Source organism: Methylobacterium sp. 142-1Y, assembly GCF_057747795.1.
In genome coordinates this window covers 20433-37846 of the sequence record NZ_CM173224.1, presented here as the reverse complement: position 1 = coordinate 37846, position 17414 = coordinate 20433, and the positions used below count along the sequence as shown (strand labels likewise).

Sequence of the window (17414 nt, the reverse complement as noted above, 5' to 3'; positions counted from 1 at the left end):
GTCCCACCCCTCACATCGTCGGGTTGGCGGGGCCGGTCGGGGACGGGTCGGGGGTGATGGCCGGCGAGTTGCCGGGATCGTTCACCGGGATCTCGACCGGCCGGTCGCCGGGCGCCTCGCTCGGCAATTCCGGCCCGCCGGGATTCGGCGTATCGGGACCGGGTGTCGGGGGCACGGGATCGTAGGGCTGGTCCGGGATCGGGCCGGGATTCGACATCGAGCGCTCCTCATCTCTATCGAACCCAAACCGGGGCGCGCGGCCCCGGTTCCGCTTCCGTCCCCTACTGCTTGGTCAGCAGCTTGGTGCCGTTCTGGCTGACGATCTGCTGGATCTTGTGGGCGAAGATCGAGAGCAGGAGCGGCATCCGCACCTCGACCCGCACCGCGTCGTCCTCGACGTCGATGTCGCCGTCGACGCGCTGGTTCATGGCGGCGACGAGGAAGGAGAGCCGGTCGCCGGTCCAGGTCGCATCGGCCATGCTGAGACCCGCCTTCTGCAGCATCTCCTTGGCCTGGCCGATCCCGTTCTCCAGCCGGCGGCGGGCCTCGGCCCGGCCGAGCTGATGGGGAATCACGACAACCAGGGGCTTTGCCATCACATCACGCTCCGCTCGCACGATCGAGCCTGATGTGGGGACGCCTCGCCCGACGGCAACGCCAAAGGGGTGGATCAGTCCACCACCGCCACGGCGACGCGGGCGACGCCGTTCATGCCGATCGCCCTCCCTGCGCCGCGGGCGAGATCGATGATGCGGCCATGGGCGAACGGCCCGCGGTCGTTGATCCGCACCACCACCGAGCGGCCGTTGGACTGGTTGGTCACCCGCACCCGGGTGCCGAAGGGCAGGCTGCGATGCGCCGCGGTGAGGCCGTTGGGGTTGAAGCGCTCGCCGCTCGCGGTGCGATGGCCGGACGCGTACCAGGAGGCCTTGCCGCTCTGGGCCTGGGCCGTCGACACCCCCGCGAGGCTCGAAAATCCGGCGAGGGCGACACCCCCCGCGAGAGCCACGATGCGGGCCGCGTTCGACCGACGCGCAGGCTGGGCGCTGTTCATTCCACTGTCCTTGGTGGTTGCTGATGACCGCGTCAATCGAGACCAAACAGGACGAAAATATGACCGCCCGATTTGCGGCCAATCACGCCGCATTCTCGGCCGATATCTTGCCGCTCGTTAAGATTTAATTTTTCAAGTCATGGCCGGCCGCGAAACCTTATTGCCGACTTACGGGCTCGCGCGGCTTCACTCGGGTTTTCAGCATTCGAAAGAAGCGGGGCTGGGGCGGTGGGGGCGGCTGCGGCGGTGTCGGGGTGCCCCTTCAGGCCGCGCTGTCCGGGGACAGTTGTGCCGCGGGTTCTCTCCTCTCCCCGCGGGCGGGGAGAGGAGCGCATGCAGGCCCGCGAGCCCCGGGGTCTCCTGGCCCTCTCCCCGCCCGCGGGGAGAGGAGGGTTCCCGCGCCATTCCTTTCCCGGACAGCCCTGCCGGGGGCACAGACAGGGGAAAGCCCATGCTCCATCATAGGCGGACAGGTTCACCTGAAGGGCCGACGCCGGCCCGCAACGACGAGGCCGGGCCATCGTCGCATCAGTATCGCTTCATTAACGAATGAGCCCGCGCACGAAACGACTAGGCAAGAAGTGCAGCCCCATTTCGAGACGCAATTCGTACATCCGGGAAACGTGACCTTTACCGTAGCGGCGGCAATGTCTGGTGGTCAGTCGCGTAACCGGTGTTTGCCATGGCTTCCCCGCGTACCGCGGTCGCCGGCGCCGCCGCCCGGAATCAAGTCTCGCGTACCGGGCGAGTGGTGTCGGCGCCGCGGATGGGTCTCGTTACCCCCGCACAGCGCCTTCCCCTGGACGAGGTCATCCTCGGGGATTGCCTCTCCGCCCTCGAGCGGCTCCCGCCGGCCAGCGTCGACATGGTCTTCGCGGATCCGCCCTACAACCTCCAGCTCGGCGCCGGCACCCTGCTGCGTCCGAACCAGAGCACCGTCGATGCCGTCGACGACGACTGGGACCAGTTCGCCAGCTTCGAGGCCTACGACACCTTCACCCGCGCCTGGCTGTCCGCCTGCCGCCGGGTGATGAAGCCGACCGCCACCCTCTGGGTGATCGGGTCGTACCACAATATCTTCCGCGTCGGCAGCGCGTTGCAGGATCTTGGTTTCTGGATCCTGAACGACATCGTATGGCGCAAGGCCAACCCGATGCCGAACTTCCGCGGCAAGCGCTTCACCAACGCCCACGAAACCCTGATCTGGGCCTCGCGCAGCGACCAGAAAGGCTACACCTTCCATTACGAGGCGCTGAAGGGCGGCAACGACGACCTTCAGATGCGCTCGGACTGGTTCATCCCGCTCTGCACCGGCGACGAGCGCCTGAAGGGCGAGGACGGGCGGAAACTGCACCCGACCCAGAAGCCCGAGGCGCTGCTGGCCCGCACCATCCTGTCGGCGTCCAATCCCGGCGACGTGGTGCTCGATCCGTTCTTCGGCACCGGCACCACCGGGGCGGTGGCCAAGCGGCTCGGCCGGCACTTCATCGGCATCGAGCAGGAGCCGGCCTACGCGGCCGCGGCACGCGAGCGCATCGCCGGCATCGAGCCCCTGTCGCGCGCCGCCCTCCTCACTGCGCCGACGAAGCGCGCCGAGCCGCGGGTGCCCTTCTTGAGCCTGCTCGAGGCCGGCCACATCCGGGCCGGCGAGACGCTCACCGACGAGCGCCGCCGCCACAAGGCCCTGGTGCGCCCCGACGGCACGCTCGGGGTCGGCCCGGCCTCGGGCTCGATCCACAAGATCGGCGCCCTGGTCCAGGGCCTGCCGGCCTGCAACGGCTGGACCTTCTGGCACGCCGAGCGCGGCGGACGCCTCGTCTGCATCGACGATTTCCGCGGCACGATGCGGGCCGGGATGGGCTCGGCGGCCTGACCGCCGACGCCCGTCACCGGGCGGGACCTGTGGCCAGCCGGCCACGGGTCCCTCGCTGTTTAACGAATGCGAAACACTTCGCTTGCCGGTTGACCTAGGGTCAGACATTGCCCGCGTCGCGCGACCGTATCGGACGGTGCGAGACGTGGAAAGTGTCTGACGATGGATCGATGGTCGTGGGTGCTCGCCGTGCTGGCGAGCCTGTGCGTGGCGGCGTGCAACACCGTGGCGCCCAATCGCCTGTCGCTGGCCGACACGGCGCAGCTGCGCTTCACCGGGATCGACGTCCAGACCAGCGGCGCCGCCATCAACTGGACCAGCGCCGAAGACGAGTACCTGCGCAGCCGCAACCTGTCGCTGACTGACCCGGCCCTGGTGCAGACGCCCGAGGCTCGAGGCTACATCCGCGATCTGGCGGCGCGGCGCCTCAAGGCCGCCCTGGAGCGGGCGCTGGCCTCCCGGCCCGAGGGCGCTCGCCCGGCCCGGCTCGTGGTCACCCTGGTGAGGGCCGACATGCCCTCGGCCGCCCAGCGCATCATCGCGGGCGGCCATCCGACGATCCGCGCCAACATCGCGGTCGTCGACGCCCGCACCGGCGCGGTCCTGACGAGCTATAGCGGCGATCAGGGCATGCAGGTGGCCGGCCAGGGCGTGCTCGGCGTGGTGGTGGACGGTGCTCTCACGGCCGGCGGCATGGACGACCAGTTCGACCGCGCCGCCAACGACGTTGCGCGGCGCTTCAAGGCCTGGCTCGCCGCCGGGGCCTGAGCCTCCTCAGTTCCTCCTCAACTCCCCTTGGGCCGCCCCCGTCCCTTGACCACCGGGGCGGCCGAGGCAGGCCGCCGCGACAGCACCTTGGGCAGCGGCGCGCGCCGCACCGGCGGCTCGGGCTCGGGCAGCGTCGCGAGGTCGGGCTCCGGCGGGGGCTTGGGCGCGGGCGGCGGGGCCGCCAGCTTCTGCTCCAGGGCGTGGGCCAGCACCTTCTTCATCGCGCCCGGCAGCGGCTCGGATTCGAGGCCGGCGCGGGGGGTGAAGCGCATCCCCTCGGGGGCCGGGGTACCGGCGGCGACCCGGGCGAGGAAGACCGTCAGTTCGAGCGGGAAATGCGTGAAGACGTGGCGCACGATGCCGGGCAGCCGCTTCCAGCGCGCATCGAGGGGCGCGTCGAGAAGCGCCCGGGCCGGGTCGTAATCGGCCCGCCAGTCGCTCGTCGGCGGCTCGGCCATCGAGCCGAGCAGGCCTTCCGGCGGCCGGGTGCGCAGCAGCACCGCGTCGTCGCCGGCCCGCAACACCACGAAAGCGGCGCCGCGGCGCAAGGCGCCCGCCACCTTCTTCACCTTGCGCGGAAACGTCTCCTGCAAGCCCTCGGCCCGGGCGCGGCAGGGCTGCATCCAGGGGCAGAGCGCGCAGGCCGGCCGCTTCGGCGTGCAGAGCGTGGCGCCGAGATCCATCACCGCTTGCGCGAAGTCGCCGGGGCGCCGTTGCGGCACCAGGCCTTCCGCGAGGCGGCGGATCTCGGGGCGCGCGGCGGGGATCGGGGTCTCGATGGCGTAGAGCCGCGACACCACCCGCTCGACATTGCCGTCCACCGCCGCCGCCGGCCGGTCGAAGGCGATCGCCGCGATGGCGCCCGCCGTGTAGGCGCCGATGCCGGGAAGCGTGCGCAAACCCTCGACTGTGTCGGGAAAGCTCCCGGCCTGCGCCACCGCCTTCGCGCAGGCATGCAGGTTGCGGGCGCGGGAATAGTAGCCGAGGCCCGCCCAGGCGCCCATCACCGCCTCCTCGGGCGCCGCCGCCAGGGCCTCGACGGTGGGAAAGCGCTCCAGGAATCGGGCGAAATACGGTTTGACCGCAGCGACGGTGGTCTGCTGCAGCATGATCTCGGACAGCCAGACCCGGTACGGATCGGGCGCGACGCCGGGCAGCGCGCGCCAGGGCAGCGCACGGCGATGGCGGTCGTACCAGACCAGGAGGTCGGCGGCTTCCGGCCTTGAGTGCGACGCGGCGGGCGCTACCATGCGGCCCGCCTTAGCGGGTTTTCGGGCATTGCGGGAGCGGGATTTCGGGGCGGTACCGACGCGCCGGCGTTCTCGCCCACCGCGAAATGGGGTATGCTCGCTGCCTACCGTCCTGCGTCTCGGGTCGCTGCGCGTGGTGATCTATCCGGCGGACCATCGCCCCGCCCATGTCCACGTGATCGGGGATGGCAACGAAGCAGTGTTCATCCTCGGCTGTCCCGACGGACCCATCGCGTTGCGAGAGAACAGAGGGTTCGCCTTTGCAACCGTCAGGGCGATCGCGCGAGACCTCGCCGGACACCGGGCACACCTCTGCGAAAGTTGGAGGCACATCCATGGATGAAGAGGACTATGCGCTGGCGACGGCGCGAGGACAGGCGCGAGCCAATGAACCGCGCGCCGTGGGAGCCCGGTACCTGTCCGTCCCCGACACTCTCGTCGTCACCCTCTCGACCGGCATGGAACTGCACGTGCCTGTCGCCAGAATCGAGGGACTTGCACAGGCGGCAGCGGAGGACCTGCACGAGATCGAGGTGAGTCCGGCGGGAACGGGTCTCCACTTCCCGCGGCTCGACGCCGACGTCTACGTGCCGGGTCTTCTGGCGGGCATCACCGGATCCGCGCGCTGGATGGCGCGACTGCCGGCAGCGCAGGCGCCCGCCGCCTAGCTACCGGGGATTCGAGGGTTAAGCATTCCCTTACACGAAGGCTCTAAGAGTCGGGACTTCACGCCGGATACGGCGACCTTGCAGGACGGACGGACGGGCGATGGCGCGGCCCAAACCCTTGAGCGAGCTGATCGAGCGGTCCCTCGGCCCCGTCTTCGCGGCGCAGGGCTTCGCCTCGACCGACATCCTGGCCTCCTGGGCCGAGATCGTCGGCGAGCGCCTGGCCCGGGCCTGCCAGCCGGAAAAGCTCGAATGGCCGCGCCGGCGCGGGGCTCCGCGCGACCAGAGGCCGGAGCCCGGCACCCTGACGGTGCGGGTCGAGGGCGCCTTCGCCCTCGAGCTCCAGCATCTCGGGCCGCTGGTGATCGAGCGCATCAACCGCCATTACGGCTGGGCCTGCGTCGGCAAGATCCGCCTGCGCCAGGACCGGGTCGCCCAGGCCCGCCGCCGCGCGCCCGCGCCCCCGCCCCTCGACCCGGTGCGCCGCGGCGAGGTGGCGCTGGCCGTCTCCGCCGTGAGCGAGGCGGCGCTCCGCGACGCCCTCGACCGCCTCGGCCTCGCGGTTCTGGGCGCGCAGCGCTCGCGCTGAGCCGCATCGTCGTCGGGCCCGCAGGGCCCGAGGCAAGCCCGGCCGGGCGTCGGCGCCCGTGCGCCGGACGCCGTCGCGGCACGCGGCGGCACCTCCAAAATCCGCGGGCGTGCAGCCCGCGGCAAGCCCGACCGGGCGCCGGCACGCGTGTGCCGGACGCCGACGCGGCACGCGGCGGCACAAAGAGAGTTGATGCGCCGGCTGCTTGCCACGAGGCGGCCGGGATTCTACCGCAGTCCGATCGCGGACCCTCCCGCACCTGCTCACGAGGACGCCTGCCATGCTCACCCGTCGCGAGGCCCTGACACTCACCGGCTCGGCCCTCGGCGCGGCCCTGCTCGCGCCGGCCCTGCCGTTCCGCGCCCTCGCCCAGGGGCCGGTGGTGGACGGATTGATGCAGCCCGGCCCCCTCGGCGACGTCTGGCTCGGGCCCGACAACGCCCGCTGCACCATCATCGAGTACGCCTCGATGACCTGCTCGCACTGCGCCGCCTTCCACAAGACGACCTGGCCGGCGCTCAAGGAGCGCTGGATCGACACCGGCAAGGTCCGCTTCACCTTACGCGAATTCCCCCTCGACCCGCTCGCCACCGCGGCCTTCATGCTGGCCCGGGCCGACGACGCGGCGCGCTACTACCCGATCACCGACATGCTGTTCGACCAGCAGGCGAACTGGGCCTTCGTCCCGAAGCCCCTCGATGCCCTGGAGCAGATGATGCGCCAGGCCGGCTTCTCGAAGGAGAAGTTCGAGGCGACCCTCAAGGACCAGAAGCTCTACGACGCGGTCAACGCCGTGAAGGAGAAGGCGATGACCACCTTCAAGGTCAACGCCACCCCGACCTTCTTCATCAATGGCCAGAAGTACCAGGGCGAGATGACGATCGAGGGCATGGAGAAGGTGATCAAGCCGATCGTGGGGGCGTGAGGCAGTCGCGCTCCTGCGTGCACTGCTTGAAAATGCGGCGGCTTCGAAGGCAAGGCGCCTCCCCTCCCCCCTGTGGGGAGGGGTGAGGGGGATCGAAGATCCCGCGTGGGGGTGGTGCAGAAGGCACCGTTGAGCTTTATCCGGCACCACCCCCACCCCTAGCCCCTCCCCACACGGGGGAGGGGAAACCGAGCACCGACCCCGCGCACCGCGCCGCCCCATGAAATTCACGCGCCTGCGCATCGTCGGCTTCAAGACCTTCGTCGAGCCGAGCGAATTCCTGATCGAGCCCGGGCTGACCGGGGTGATCGGCCCGAACGGCTGCGGCAAGTCGAACCTCGTCGAGGCCCTGCGCTGGGTGATGGGGGAGAGCTCGCACAAGAGCATGCGGGCCTCGGGCATGGACGACGTGATCTTTTCCGGCTCGGGCGGACGCGCCGGGCGCAGCCATGCCGAGGTGACGCTCACCCTCGACAACGGCGCGCGCACCGCGCCCGCCGCCTTCAACGCCGCCGACCTGCTGGAGGTCTCGCGCCGCATCGACCGGGGCGCCGGCTCGACGTATCGGGTCAACGGCCGCGAGGTCCGGGCCCGCGACGTGCAGCTGATGTTCGCCGATGCGGCGACCGGCGCCCGCTCCCCCGCCATGGTGCGGCAGGGCCAGGTGGCGGAGCTGATCGCGGCCAAGCCCCAGGCGCGCCGCCGCATCCTGGAGGATGCCGCCGGCATCGGCGGCCTGCATGCCCGCCGGCACGAGGCCGAATTGCGCCTGCGTGGGGCCGAGGACAACCTGTCGCGCGTCGAGGACGTGCTGACGGCGATCACGGCGGGCGTCGATTCCCTGCGCCGCCAGGCGAGATCGGCCCAGCGCTACCGGGCCATCGCCGCCGAGATCCGCCGGCACGAGGCGCTGCTGCTGCTGATCGGGCACACCAACGCCCGCCGCGAGGTTCTGGCGGCACAGGCGGCGCTCGCCCAGGCCCTCGACCGGCTGGCGGTGACGCAAGCCGAGCAGGTCGCGTCCGCGACCGCCCAAGGCCTCGCCGCCGCCGCCCTGCCGCGCCTGCGCGAGGCGGAAGCCGCCGCCTCGGCCGAGCTGCAGCGCCTGACCCTGGCGGCGGCGCAACTGGAGGCGCAGGAGCGCCGCAGCGCCGAGCGCCTGCGCGACCTCGGCCGGCGGATCGCCGACCTGCGCCGCGACCTCGCCCGCGAGGCCGCCTCCCGGGACGATGCCCGCACCACCCTGGAGCGCCTCGACGGCGAGGCGGCGGCACTGACGGAGGCCGATGACGGAGCGGCGGCGCGGGCCGACGCCGATCTGCGGGCCGCCGATGCCGAGGCCCGGCTCGCCCTCGCCGAGGCGGCCTTGTCCGCCGCGCAAGGCGCCCAGGCCGAGCACGCGGCACGGCGCAGCGCCCTGATCCGCAGCGTCGCCGACGAGCGCACCCGGGCCGCGCGCCTCGCCGCCGAGCAGGCCCGCCTCGCCCGCGAGGCCTCCGCCGCCGGCGAGGCCGAGACCGGACGGCTCGCCGCCCTGCGCGAGACTACCCACGAGGCGAAGGAGGCCGCCGAGAGCGCCGAGGAGGCCGCGGCGGCGGCCCGCGACGCCGTGGCGGACGCGCGCGAAGCCGAGGCGCGGGGCCGGCCGGTCCTGGCGGCGGCGGAGCGCGAGGCGGCACGGCTCGACACCGAGGCCCGCACCCTCGCCCGCCTGGTGGCGCCGGCCACCGGGTCGCGCTTTCCCCCGATCCTCGACGTTCTCGCGGTGGAGCCGGGTTACGAGGCAGCCCTGGCGGCGGCCCTCGGCGACGACCTCGACGCCGCGACCGACCCGGACGCCCCGACCCGCTGGGCGCTCACCCGCGACCCCGGCACCGATCCGGCCCTGCCGGCCGGCGCCCGGCCGCTCGCCGACCTCGTCACCGGCCCGCCCTCCCTCGCCCGGCGCCTGCGGCAGGTCGGAGTGGTGGAGCGGGAGGACGCCGCCTCCTTGCGCGCGCGCCTGCATCCGGGCCAGCGCCTCGTCACGACACGCGGCGACCTCCATCGCTGGGACGGGTTCACCGCCGCGGCGGAGGCGCCACGACCGGCGGCGCGGCGGCTGTCGGAGCGCAACCGGCTCGACACGCTGCACGAGGCCGCGGCCCTCGCCCGGGAGCAGGCGGAGGTCGCGCGGGAGGCCCACGACGCCCTCCAGACCCGGGCCCAGGAAGCCGCCGCCGTGGAGCTGCGCGCCCTCGACGGCGCCCGCCTCGCCCGGCGCAATCTCGACAATGCCCGCGAGACCCTGACCCATGCCGAGCGCCGGGAGGCCGAGGCCGCCGCCCGCCGGACGGCGCTCGCCGAGGCGCAAGGCCGCATCGCCGCCGATGCCGAGGAGGCCGCGGCCCGGGCCGAGGCGGCGGAGGAGGCGCTCGCCGCCCTCGACGCGCCCGGGGACCTGAGCGCCCGCCTCGATGCCGCCCGCGAGCAGGCCGAGGCCGGGAGGCTCGCCGCCGCCGAGGCCCGGGCCGCGTGCCTGTCGCTCGCCCGCGCCGCCGAGGAGGCCGCCGCCCGCCGGGCCGCGCTCGCCGCCGACCGGGCGCGCTGGCAGGACCGGGCCGAGCGGGCGGACGCGATCCTCGACGAACTCGCGGATCGGCTGGCGGCGGCGGAAGAGGAGCAGGCGGAGCTCGCCGAGGCGCCCGAGACCTTCGCCGAGGAGCGCCGCCGCCTCGATGCCGCGACGGAGCGGGCGGGCGCCGCCCGGGCGCAGGCCGGCGAGCGCCTGGCGGCGGGAGAGACGGCGCTGGCCGAGGCCGAGGCGCGGGCGCGCAGCGCCCTCGACGCCTTCGCGGCCGCCCGCGAGACCCGGGGCGCGGCACTCGCCGCCCACGAGGCCCTGGAACGACGCCTCGCCGAGGTCGTCCGCGCCATCGCCGACAGCTTGGAGACCACGCCGGAGGGCCTCCATGCCCTTGCCGCCGCGACGCCGGGCGATCCCCTGCCCGAGATGGGCGCGGTCGAGGCGAAGGCCGCGTCGCTCAAGGCCGACCGCGACCGGCTCGGCGCCGTGAACCTGCGCGCCGAGGAGGAACTGCGCGAGACGGAAGGCCGGCGCGACGAGCTGGGGCGTGAGCGCGACGAGCTGATCGAGGCGATCCGGCGCCTGCGCGGCGCGATCCAGAGCCTCAACCGCGAGGGACGCGAGCGGCTGCTCGCCGCCTTCACGGCGGTGAACGGGCATTTCGAGCGGCTGTTCACGACGCTGTTCGGCGGCGGCACCGCCGAGCTGACGCTGGTCGATTCCGACGATCCGCTGGAAGCCGGCCTCGACATCCTGGCTCGCCCACCGGGCAAGAAGCCCCAGACCATGACGCTGCTGTCGGGCGGCGAGCAGGCCCTGACGGCGACCGCGCTCATCTTCGCGGTGTTCCTCACCAACCCGTCGCCGGTCTGCGTCCTCGACGAGGTCGACGCCCCCCTCGACGACGCCAACGTGGAGCGCTACTGCGATCTTCTGACGACGATGGCACGCGACACCGACACCCGCTTCATCGTCATCACCCACAACCCGATCACCATGGCGCGGATGGACCGTTTGTTCGGCGTGACCATGGCCGAGCGGGGGGTGTCGCAGCTCGTCTCGGTCGACCTCGCGACCGCCGAGCAACTGGTCGAAGCGGTTTGACGGCGGCCCCGCGCGAGGCGCGAAATCCGCCGAAAGTCCAATGACTTACCCTTGCTTCGGGGTGCCTTGACACCCAAGGTAGGCGAAACTATGGTGCGCCCGCTCGACGGGGGTAGCCGGACCGGAACACCTCATCCTTCACGCGCGAGGTTTCGCCATGAACGGCAACGACCCGCGGGGGAAGGACGGCACCGGTGAGGGCCCCTCCCCCGACGACGACCTCTCCGCGAGGCTCAAGCGTCTCGAGATGCAGATCGACCGGAAGCGCCCCGCGGCGGCTCCCGATCCTTCGTCGCGTCGAGACAGCGGCCAGCCTTCGTCCCTCGGCATCGCCATGCGGCTGTCCACGGAATTCGTGGCGGGCGTCCTGGCGGGCGGCCTTCTCGGCTGGGGCTGCGATCGACTGCTGGGCACCAAGCCCTGGGGTCTGATCGTCCTGCTCGTCCTGGGCTTCGGAGCCGGAATCTACAACGTGATGCGCGTTTCCGGATTTTTTCCGGCCGCGGACACGAAGAAAGGCCCGCCAGGGCCTTGATCATCCGGTGGATGCCGTGCATCCGCCTGCACGGATTGGCAGCGCGGCGGGAGAGACCCGCGGCAGCGATACACGAGGGGGCGGGACCGGCATGGCCGTCAAGATGGATCCGATCCACCAGTTCGAGCTGAAGCCGCTGGTTTCGTTCGGGCATATCGGCCACCAGCACATCGCCTTCACCCAGTCGGCGCTGTACATGTTCCTGGCCGTGGGGCTCATCGCGCTCCTGACGATCTGGGCGACGAAGAGCCGCGCGGTGGTGCCGGGCCGGGCGCAGTCCCTGGCCGAGGTATTCTACGAGTTCATCGGCCAGACCGTGCACCAGTCGGCCGGCCACGGCAGCGAGCGCTTCGTGCCGCTGGTCTTCTCCCTGTTCATGTTCGTGCTGCTGCTGAACCTGTTCGGGATGATCCCCTACGCCTTCGCGGTGACCAGCCACATCATCGTCACCTTCATGCTGGCGCTGGTGGTGATCCTCACCGTGGTGATCTACGGCTTCATGGCCCACGGCACCCACTTCCTCGGCCTGTTCGTGCCCCCCGGCGTGCCCGGCTGGCTCAAGCCGCTGATCGTGGTGATCGAGGTCGTGTCGTTCATCTCGCGGCCGATCAGCCTCTCGGTCCGTCTCTTCGCCAACATGCTGGCGGGCCACATCGCGCTGAAGATCTTCGCGGGCTTCGTCCCGGCCCTGCTCGCCGCCGGCGTCTGGGGCATCCTCTCGCCCCTGCCCCTCGCCCTCTCGGTCGCCGTCACGGCGCTGGAGATGCTGGTCGCGGTGCTGCAGGCCTACGTCTTCGCGACGCTGACCTCGATCTACCTCAGCGACGCCCTGCATCCGGGCCACTAAGGGACCGGGGCCTCGTGCGAGGCCCCTCCCCGCGCCCGCGATCGCACCCCCGAGCTTCCCACCCCGGTTCGCCGTGTCGCGGCCGGATACCACCCGCCAGACGACTAGACGACCTTAGGAGCATCAGATGGATCCCGTTGCTGCGAAGTACATCGGCGCCGGCCTCGCCTGCCTCGGCATGGCGGGCGCCGCCATGGGCCTCGGCAACCTGTTCGGCCAGTTCTTCGCCGGCGCCCTGCGCAACCCCTCCGCGGCCGACAGCCAGCGCGCCAACCTGCTCCTCGGCTTCGCGCTGACCGAGGCGCTGGGCATCTTCTCGCTGCTCGTCGCGCTGCTGCTGCTGTTCGCCGTCTAATCCCGGCGAGGATTACCGAGACGAGGTGGTCCACCCGCGCACCGGGCCTTCACACGAGGCTCCGGTGCGCGTGCGTTAAGAGCCCTCGACACCACTTCGTGCAGCCGCCGCCCTGCTCAAGGCGTGGCGGCGCGACGGCCGGCCCGGCCGAGCGCTCGGCGGGAGCGCTTCGTCTCCCCCACACCCGGACGACACCATGGCGCAGCCACACGCACCCGCTCCCCTCAAGGAGGGGATCATCCACGAGCCGGCCTCCGAGCATGGCGGCGGCTTCCCGCCGTTCGAGAGCAGCACCTTCGTCGCGCAGACGCTCTGGCTCGCGCTCGCCTTCGGCCTGCTCTACTACCTGATGTCGAAGATCGCGCTGCCGCAGATCGCCGGCATCCTGCACGACCGGCAGTCCCGCCTGTCCGGCGACCTCGACCAGGCCGCCCGCGCCAAGGCCGAGGCCGACAGCGCCCGCGACACCTACGAGCGCGCCCTGAAGGAGGCCCAGGACAAGGCCAAGGGCATCGCCCTGACCACCCGCGAGCAGCTCGCCTCCGAGGCCGAGACCCGCCGCAAGTCCCTCGAAGCCGACCTGGCGACCAAGCTCGCCGAGGCCGAAGGCCAGATCCGCACCCGCACCGCCACCGCGATGAGCAGCGTGCGCGAGGTGGCCGCCGACGCCGCGACCGCGATCGTCGAGCGCCTGACCGGCCAGGCGCCGGACCGGAGCGCCGTCGAGGCGGCCTACGACCGCACCGCCCAGACCGTGCACTGAGCCGCAGGAGATCACCGACATGCTGTTCGATGCGGAATTCTGGGTCGCGGTCGCCTTCGTGGTGTTCTGCGGCATCGCCTGGAAGATGGGTCTGTTCGACCAGATCATCGGCGGGCTCGACAAGCGCGGCGAGCGCGTGCGCAAGGAACTCGAGGAGGCCCGGCGCTTGCGCGAGGAGGCCGAGGCCGTCCTGGCGGATTACAAGCGCCGCCGCTCGGATGCCGAGCGCGAGGCCGCCGAGATCGTCGCCAATGCCCGCGCCGAGGCCGAGGCCGCCGCGGCCGAGGGCCATGCCCGCCTGAACGAGTTCGTCGCCCGCCGCACCAAGGCGGCGGAGACCAAGATCGCTCAGGCCGAGGCCCAGGCCGCCGCTGAGGTGCGGGCCGCCGCGGCGGAGGCCGCCGTGCGGGTCTCCGAGACCATCCTGCGCGAGAAGGTCAGCGGCGACGCCGCCCAGGACCTGGTTCGCCGCAGCCTCGGCGAGGTGCGGACACGCCTGCGGGCCTGATCCCTCGCAGGAGTCCGATCCCGACTTTCGAGAGCCGCCTTCGGGCGGCTTTCTTTATTGGGCCAAGACGAAAGCCCATCTGTTTCGTGACGCAAAGTCTGCGGTTTCGATCAGAGGAATTATTTCAAGATATAACACCGCTGTCGCGAGGCGGAGACCCTGAAGAGTCGCGGGGATTACAGGCTTAACCGGGAAAGGATCGCCGTCCGCCGTTTTCTGTGGCATAGATTCGGACGAATCGCCGCCGAGCCCGTGATGACCGTCTACTACTTCCACTTCCAGTCCGGTCGCCGCCTGATCATCGACCCCGAGGGCGTCGAGCTGCAGAGCACTGCCGACGCGCTGGAAGTGGCGGCCAAGCTGGCGACCGGCCTGCTCGACGACCGCGAGATGTCCTGCGACTGGACCCGCAGCGCCTTCCGGGTCGAGGACCAGCACCAGCGCCGCGTCTTCCGCCTGCCGATGACGGCCGTGCGGAATCGGGACAACCGGAGTCGGGCTTTCGTGAATTAGGGTAGCCGGTTCGATCGATAGCGCCGCATCACGGGCAGTCCCATCCTGAACCTCATCCTGAGATGCGGCTGGAAGGAGCCTCGAAGGAGGGCTCCAATACGCTCGGAGACGTCTGGAGCCCTCCTTCGAGATCAGTCGGTCTTCGATCGACCGATCCGGTTTCCGCATCGCGAAGCGATCAATCGGAAGCCGTATGACACCTCAGGATGAGGTCGTGGATGGGAGAATGGTCCTAGGATGGCGGCGAGCCCTCACCCCCTCCCCGCCCCGTTCTCCTTGAACCACGCATAGACCGCCCGGATGCCCTCCTCGAGCGGGATGCGCGGCGCCCACCCCATCGCCCGCAGCGTGTCCGCGCTCATCAGCTTGCGCGGCGTCCCGTCCGGCTTGCTCAGGTCGTGGGCGATCCGGCCGCGAAAGCCGACGACCTCGGCGACGATCCCGGCGAGATCGGCGATCGCGATGTCGGTGCCCGACCCGACATTGACGTGGCGCTCCCCGGCATAAGTCTTGAGCAGGAAGACCAGCGCGTCGGCGCAATCGTCGACATGCAGGAATTCCCGCCGCGGCGTGCCGGTGCCCCAGATGACCAGTTCGTCGTCACCCCGCAACGCCGCCTCGTGCGCCTTGCGGATCAGCGCCGGCAGGACGTGGCTGCTCGTCAGATCGAAATTGTCCCCCGGCCCGTAGAGGTTGGTCGGCATCGCCGCGATGAAGTCGCAGCCGTGCTGGCGGCGATAGGCCTGGACGAGCTTGATCCCGGCGATCTTGGCGACCGCATACCACTCGTTGGTCGGTTCGAGCGGCCCGGTCATGAGGGCGTCCTCGACGATCGGCTGGGGCGCGAATTTCGGGTAGATGCAGCTCGACCCGAGCAGCAGCAGCCTGCCCACGCCGATGCGCCGGGCCGCCTCGACGACGTTCGCCTCGATCATGAGGTTGGCGTACAGGAAATCGGCCGGAGAGGTGTCGTTGGCCAGGATCCCGCCGACCTTGGCGGCGGCGAGCACGATCGCGTCGGGCCGCGCTTCCGCCAGCCACGCCTCCGTCTCGGCCTGGCGCGTGAGATCGACGGTGCGGCGATCGATGGTGAGGACCTCGCAGCCCTCGCCGGCGAGCCGGCGGACCACCGCGCTCCCGACCATGCCCCGATGCCCGGCGACCCAGACGCGCTTGCCGGCGAGCGGGTAGACGATCTCAGTCGAAGCGACCTTATCCGACATGGCGGCGCTGCTCCTGCGCGACCGCCGCGAGGTCGTGGCGGACCATCTCAGCGCAGAGATCCTGCCACTTGGTCTCGTGGACCCAGCCGAGTTTCTCCCGCGCCTTGCTCGGATCGCCGATCAGCAGGTCGACCTCGGTGGGCCGGAAATAGCGCGGATCGACCTCGACCAGGACGCGGCCGGTGCGGGCGCAACGCGCCTTCTCGTCGACGCCCCGGCCCGACCAGTCGAGGGTCATGTCGGCCTCCGCGAAGGCGGCGGTCACGAAGTCGCGCACCAGCGTCGTCTCCCCGGTCGCCAGAACGTAGTCGTCGGGTTGGTCCTGCTGCATCATCAGCCACATGCCGCGGGCGTATTCGCGGGCATGACCCCAGTCGCGGCGGGCATCGAGGTTGCCAAGATAGAGCGTGTCCTGGAGCCCATGCCGGATGCTCGCGACCGCACGGGTGATCTTGCGGGTGACGAAGGTCTCGCCGCGCAAGGGGCTCTCGTGGTTGAACAGGATGCCGTTGGAGGCGTGCATGCCGTAGGCCTCGCGGTAGTTCACCACGATCCAGTAAGCGTAGAGCTTCGCGGCCGCGTAGGGGCTGCGGGGATAGAACGGCGTCGTCTCGCGCTGCGGCACCTCCTGGACGAGGCCGTAAAGCTCGGAAGTCGAGGCCTGGTAGAAGCGCGTCTTCTTCTCCAGGCCGAGGATGCGGATCGCCTCCAGGATCCGCAACGTGCCGATCCCGTCGGCATTGGCGGTGTATTCCGGTGTCTCGAAGCTGACCTGGACGTGGCTCTGCGCCGCCAGATTGTAGATCTCGTCCGGCTGGACCTGCTGGATGACCCGGATCAGGTTGGTCGAATCGGTCATGTCGCCGTAATGCAGCACGAAGCGCTGATCGGGGACGTGCGGGTCCTGGTACAGGTGCTCGATCCGCCCGGTGTTGAACGAGGACGAGCGGCGCTTGATCCCGTGGACGACGTAGCCCTTCTGCAACAGGATTTCCGACAGGTAGGCGCCGTCTTGCCCCGTCACGCCGGTGATCAGGGCCACTTTCTTCGCTCGATCGACTGTCATGGGCCGCCCGCTGAACTGCTTACGTATTTCCATAATTATAATGGAAGCACGACTTCAGAAGCAACACGGCACTTCCCGAGTGGATGCGCACGACATCTTGACGCATTGGACGACGCCAAGAGATGCGGCCTTCAATCCCTGAATTGTCTCGCCTCGGTATTCTATACGTGGGCGGCACTCTGCCGCTCCGCGCCCGGCGACGGGGCGCGGAGACCAGGGCGGACCACCGGCGGCAGGTCAGAGCCGGTAGCGGATCTGATCGGTCCAGAAGCGCTCGAGGCGAGCGAGCGCCGTGTTGAGGCGGCCGAAATCGTCCTCCGAGATGCCGCCGATCGGCTGGATCGTCTTGGCGTGCTTGTCGTAGAGCCCGCGGACGATCTCGTGCACCTCGCGGCCCTTGTCGGTGAGGCTGATGCGGACCGAGCGGCGGTCGGTCTTGGAGCGGGCGTGGTGCAGGTAGCCGGCCTCGACCAGCTTCTTGACGTTGTACGAGACGTTCGAGCCGAGGTAGTAGCCGCGGGTGCGCAGCTCGCTCGCGGTCAGCTCCTTGTCGCCGATGTTGTAGAGCAGCAGGGCCTGGACGCTGTTGACGTCCTCGCGGCCGCGGCGGTCGAACTCGTCCTTGATCACGTCGAGGAGCCGGCGGTGCAGGCGCTCGACCAGGTGGAGGGCCTCGAGGTAGTGGGGGCGGACAGCGGTCTCGGTCTCGGGAGCGGAGATCGTCTGCGCCACCTTCGTCGCCTGGGTCTTCATCGGAACGCCTCACTCTGTACGGGGGTGCTCGGCGGTGTCTCCCGCTCCGCTTAT

20 protein-coding genes are annotated in these 17414 nt (G+C 70.8%); 13 read left to right on the top strand and 7 right to left on the bottom strand.

Going from position 1 to position 17414, the window contains the following annotated elements; all coding sequences use genetic code 11:
* Positions 1-10: 10 nt before the first annotated feature.
* The 3 genes from AC3AOF_RS00205 to AC3AOF_RS00195 all read right to left on the bottom strand — a co-directional run bounded on the left by AC3AOF_RS00205 (position 11) and on the right by AC3AOF_RS00195 (position 1054).
* Entirely contained in the window at positions 11-217 is a 207-nt protein-coding gene (locus tag AC3AOF_RS00205) for a hypothetical protein (RefSeq protein ID WP_048433129.1), read from the bottom strand.
* Between the two features lie 64 nt (positions 218-281).
* Positions 282-596 (bottom strand): polyhydroxyalkanoic acid system family protein, encoded by a 315-nt coding sequence (locus AC3AOF_RS00200; RefSeq protein WP_048433130.1) that lies wholly within the window; start codon positions 594-596, stop codon positions 282-284.
* A 74-nt stretch (positions 597-670) separates the two neighbouring features.
* On the bottom strand, positions 671-1054 hold the full coding sequence (locus AC3AOF_RS00195) for a septal ring lytic transglycosylase RlpA family protein (RefSeq protein ID WP_203155402.1): 384 nt from the start codon (positions 1052-1054) through the stop codon (positions 671-673).
* A gap of 682 nt (positions 1055-1736) precedes the next feature.
* On the opposite strand from AC3AOF_RS00195, the gene AC3AOF_RS00190 reads away from it, so the two are divergent.
* Together AC3AOF_RS00190 and AC3AOF_RS00185 are read left to right on the top strand one after the other, a co-directional pair.
* Entirely contained in the window at positions 1737-2927 is a 1191-nt protein-coding gene (locus tag AC3AOF_RS00190; protein ID WP_488347355.1) for a DNA methyltransferase, read from the top strand.
* A gap of 162 nt (positions 2928-3089) precedes the next feature.
* Positions 3090-3695, top strand: a complete 606-nt coding sequence (locus AC3AOF_RS00185) for a hypothetical protein (protein ID WP_488347354.1) — start codon at positions 3090-3092, stop codon at positions 3693-3695.
* A gap of 17 nt (positions 3696-3712) precedes the next feature.
* Here the strand turns inward: AC3AOF_RS00185 and mutY are convergent, their stop codons facing one another.
* Positions 3713-4945, bottom strand: a complete 1233-nt coding sequence (gene mutY, locus AC3AOF_RS00180; RefSeq protein WP_488347353.1) for an A/G-specific adenine glycosylase — start codon at positions 4943-4945, stop codon at positions 3713-3715.
* Between mutY and AC3AOF_RS00175 the strand changes: the two genes are divergently transcribed.
* The 11 genes from AC3AOF_RS00175 (at position 4944) to AC3AOF_RS00125 (ending at position 14318) form a co-directional block, all read left to right on the top strand.
* The gene (locus tag AC3AOF_RS00175; protein ID WP_488347352.1) at positions 4944-5288 is read left to right on the top strand and encodes a DUF4160 domain-containing protein; all 345 of its coding nucleotides are present in this window, start codon (positions 4944-4946) and stop codon (positions 5286-5288) included. The two genes, mutY and AC3AOF_RS00175, sit on opposite strands and share 2 nt — an antisense overlap.
* Positions 5281-5613 carry a DUF2442 domain-containing protein gene (locus AC3AOF_RS00170; protein WP_236992559.1) on the top strand — a complete coding sequence of 111 codons (333 nt, stop codon included), beginning with the start codon at positions 5281-5283 and terminating at the stop codon, positions 5611-5613. Before AC3AOF_RS00175 ends, AC3AOF_RS00170 begins: the two co-directional genes overlap by 8 nt.
* Before the next feature lie 100 nt (positions 5614-5713).
* Positions 5714-6202, top strand: coding sequence for a DUF721 domain-containing protein (locus AC3AOF_RS00165; RefSeq protein ID WP_236992560.1), 489 nt, complete (start codon positions 5714-5716; stop codon positions 6200-6202).
* A gap of 280 nt (positions 6203-6482) precedes the next feature.
* The gene (locus AC3AOF_RS00160; protein ID WP_236992561.1) at positions 6483-7127 is read left to right on the top strand and encodes a DsbA family protein; all 645 of its coding nucleotides are present in this window, start codon (positions 6483-6485) and stop codon (positions 7125-7127) included.
* Between the two features lie 220 nt (positions 7128-7347).
* The gene (gene smc / locus AC3AOF_RS00155) at positions 7348-10797 is read left to right on the top strand and encodes a chromosome segregation protein SMC (protein ID WP_488347351.1); all 3450 of its coding nucleotides are present in this window, start codon (positions 7348-7350) and stop codon (positions 10795-10797) included.
* A 157-nt stretch (positions 10798-10954) separates the two neighbouring features.
* Complete coding sequence (locus AC3AOF_RS00150) at positions 10955-11332, top strand: AtpZ/AtpI family protein (RefSeq protein ID WP_236992563.1); 378 nt, start codon at positions 10955-10957, stop codon at positions 11330-11332.
* Positions 11333-11423: 91 nt separating this feature from the next.
* Positions 11424-12179, top strand: a complete 756-nt coding sequence (locus AC3AOF_RS00145) for a F0F1 ATP synthase subunit A (protein ID WP_135414404.1) — start codon at positions 11424-11426, stop codon at positions 12177-12179.
* Between the two features lie 127 nt (positions 12180-12306).
* Positions 12307-12534: a F0F1 ATP synthase subunit C gene (locus tag AC3AOF_RS00140; protein WP_048436618.1), complete on the top strand. Its 228-nt coding sequence runs from the start codon at positions 12307-12309 to the stop codon at positions 12532-12534.
* A 196-nt stretch (positions 12535-12730) separates the two neighbouring features.
* Positions 12731-13297, top strand: a complete 567-nt coding sequence (locus tag AC3AOF_RS00135; RefSeq protein WP_488347350.1) for a F0F1 ATP synthase subunit B family protein — start codon at positions 12731-12733, stop codon at positions 13295-13297.
* A 22-nt stretch (positions 13298-13319) separates the two neighbouring features.
* Entirely contained in the window at positions 13320-13805 is a 486-nt protein-coding gene (locus AC3AOF_RS00130; RefSeq protein WP_236992940.1) for a F0F1 ATP synthase subunit B family protein, read from the top strand.
* Positions 13806-14060: 255 nt separating this feature from the next.
* Entirely contained in the window at positions 14061-14318 is a 258-nt protein-coding gene (locus AC3AOF_RS00125; protein ID WP_236992565.1) for a DUF6894 family protein, read from the top strand.
* A gap of 251 nt (positions 14319-14569) precedes the next feature.
* Here the strand turns inward: AC3AOF_RS00125 and fcl are convergent, their stop codons facing one another.
* The 3 genes from fcl to ldtR form a co-directional block, all read right to left on the bottom strand.
* Positions 14570-15541 (bottom strand): GDP-L-fucose synthase, encoded by a 972-nt coding sequence (gene fcl / locus AC3AOF_RS00120; protein ID WP_236992566.1) that lies wholly within the window; start codon positions 15539-15541, stop codon positions 14570-14572.
* Positions 15531-16607 carry a GDP-mannose 4,6-dehydratase gene (gene gmd / locus AC3AOF_RS00115; protein ID WP_236992567.1) on the bottom strand — a complete coding sequence of 359 codons (1077 nt, stop codon included), beginning with the start codon at positions 16605-16607 and terminating at the stop codon, positions 15531-15533. Before gmd ends, fcl begins: the two co-directional genes overlap by 11 nt.
* Before the next feature lie 237 nt (positions 16608-16844).
* On the bottom strand, positions 16845-17360 hold the full coding sequence (gene ldtR / locus AC3AOF_RS00110) for a transcriptional regulator LdtR (RefSeq protein ID WP_236992568.1): 516 nt from the start codon (positions 17358-17360) through the stop codon (positions 16845-16847).
* Positions 17361-17414: the final 54 nt, after the last annotated feature.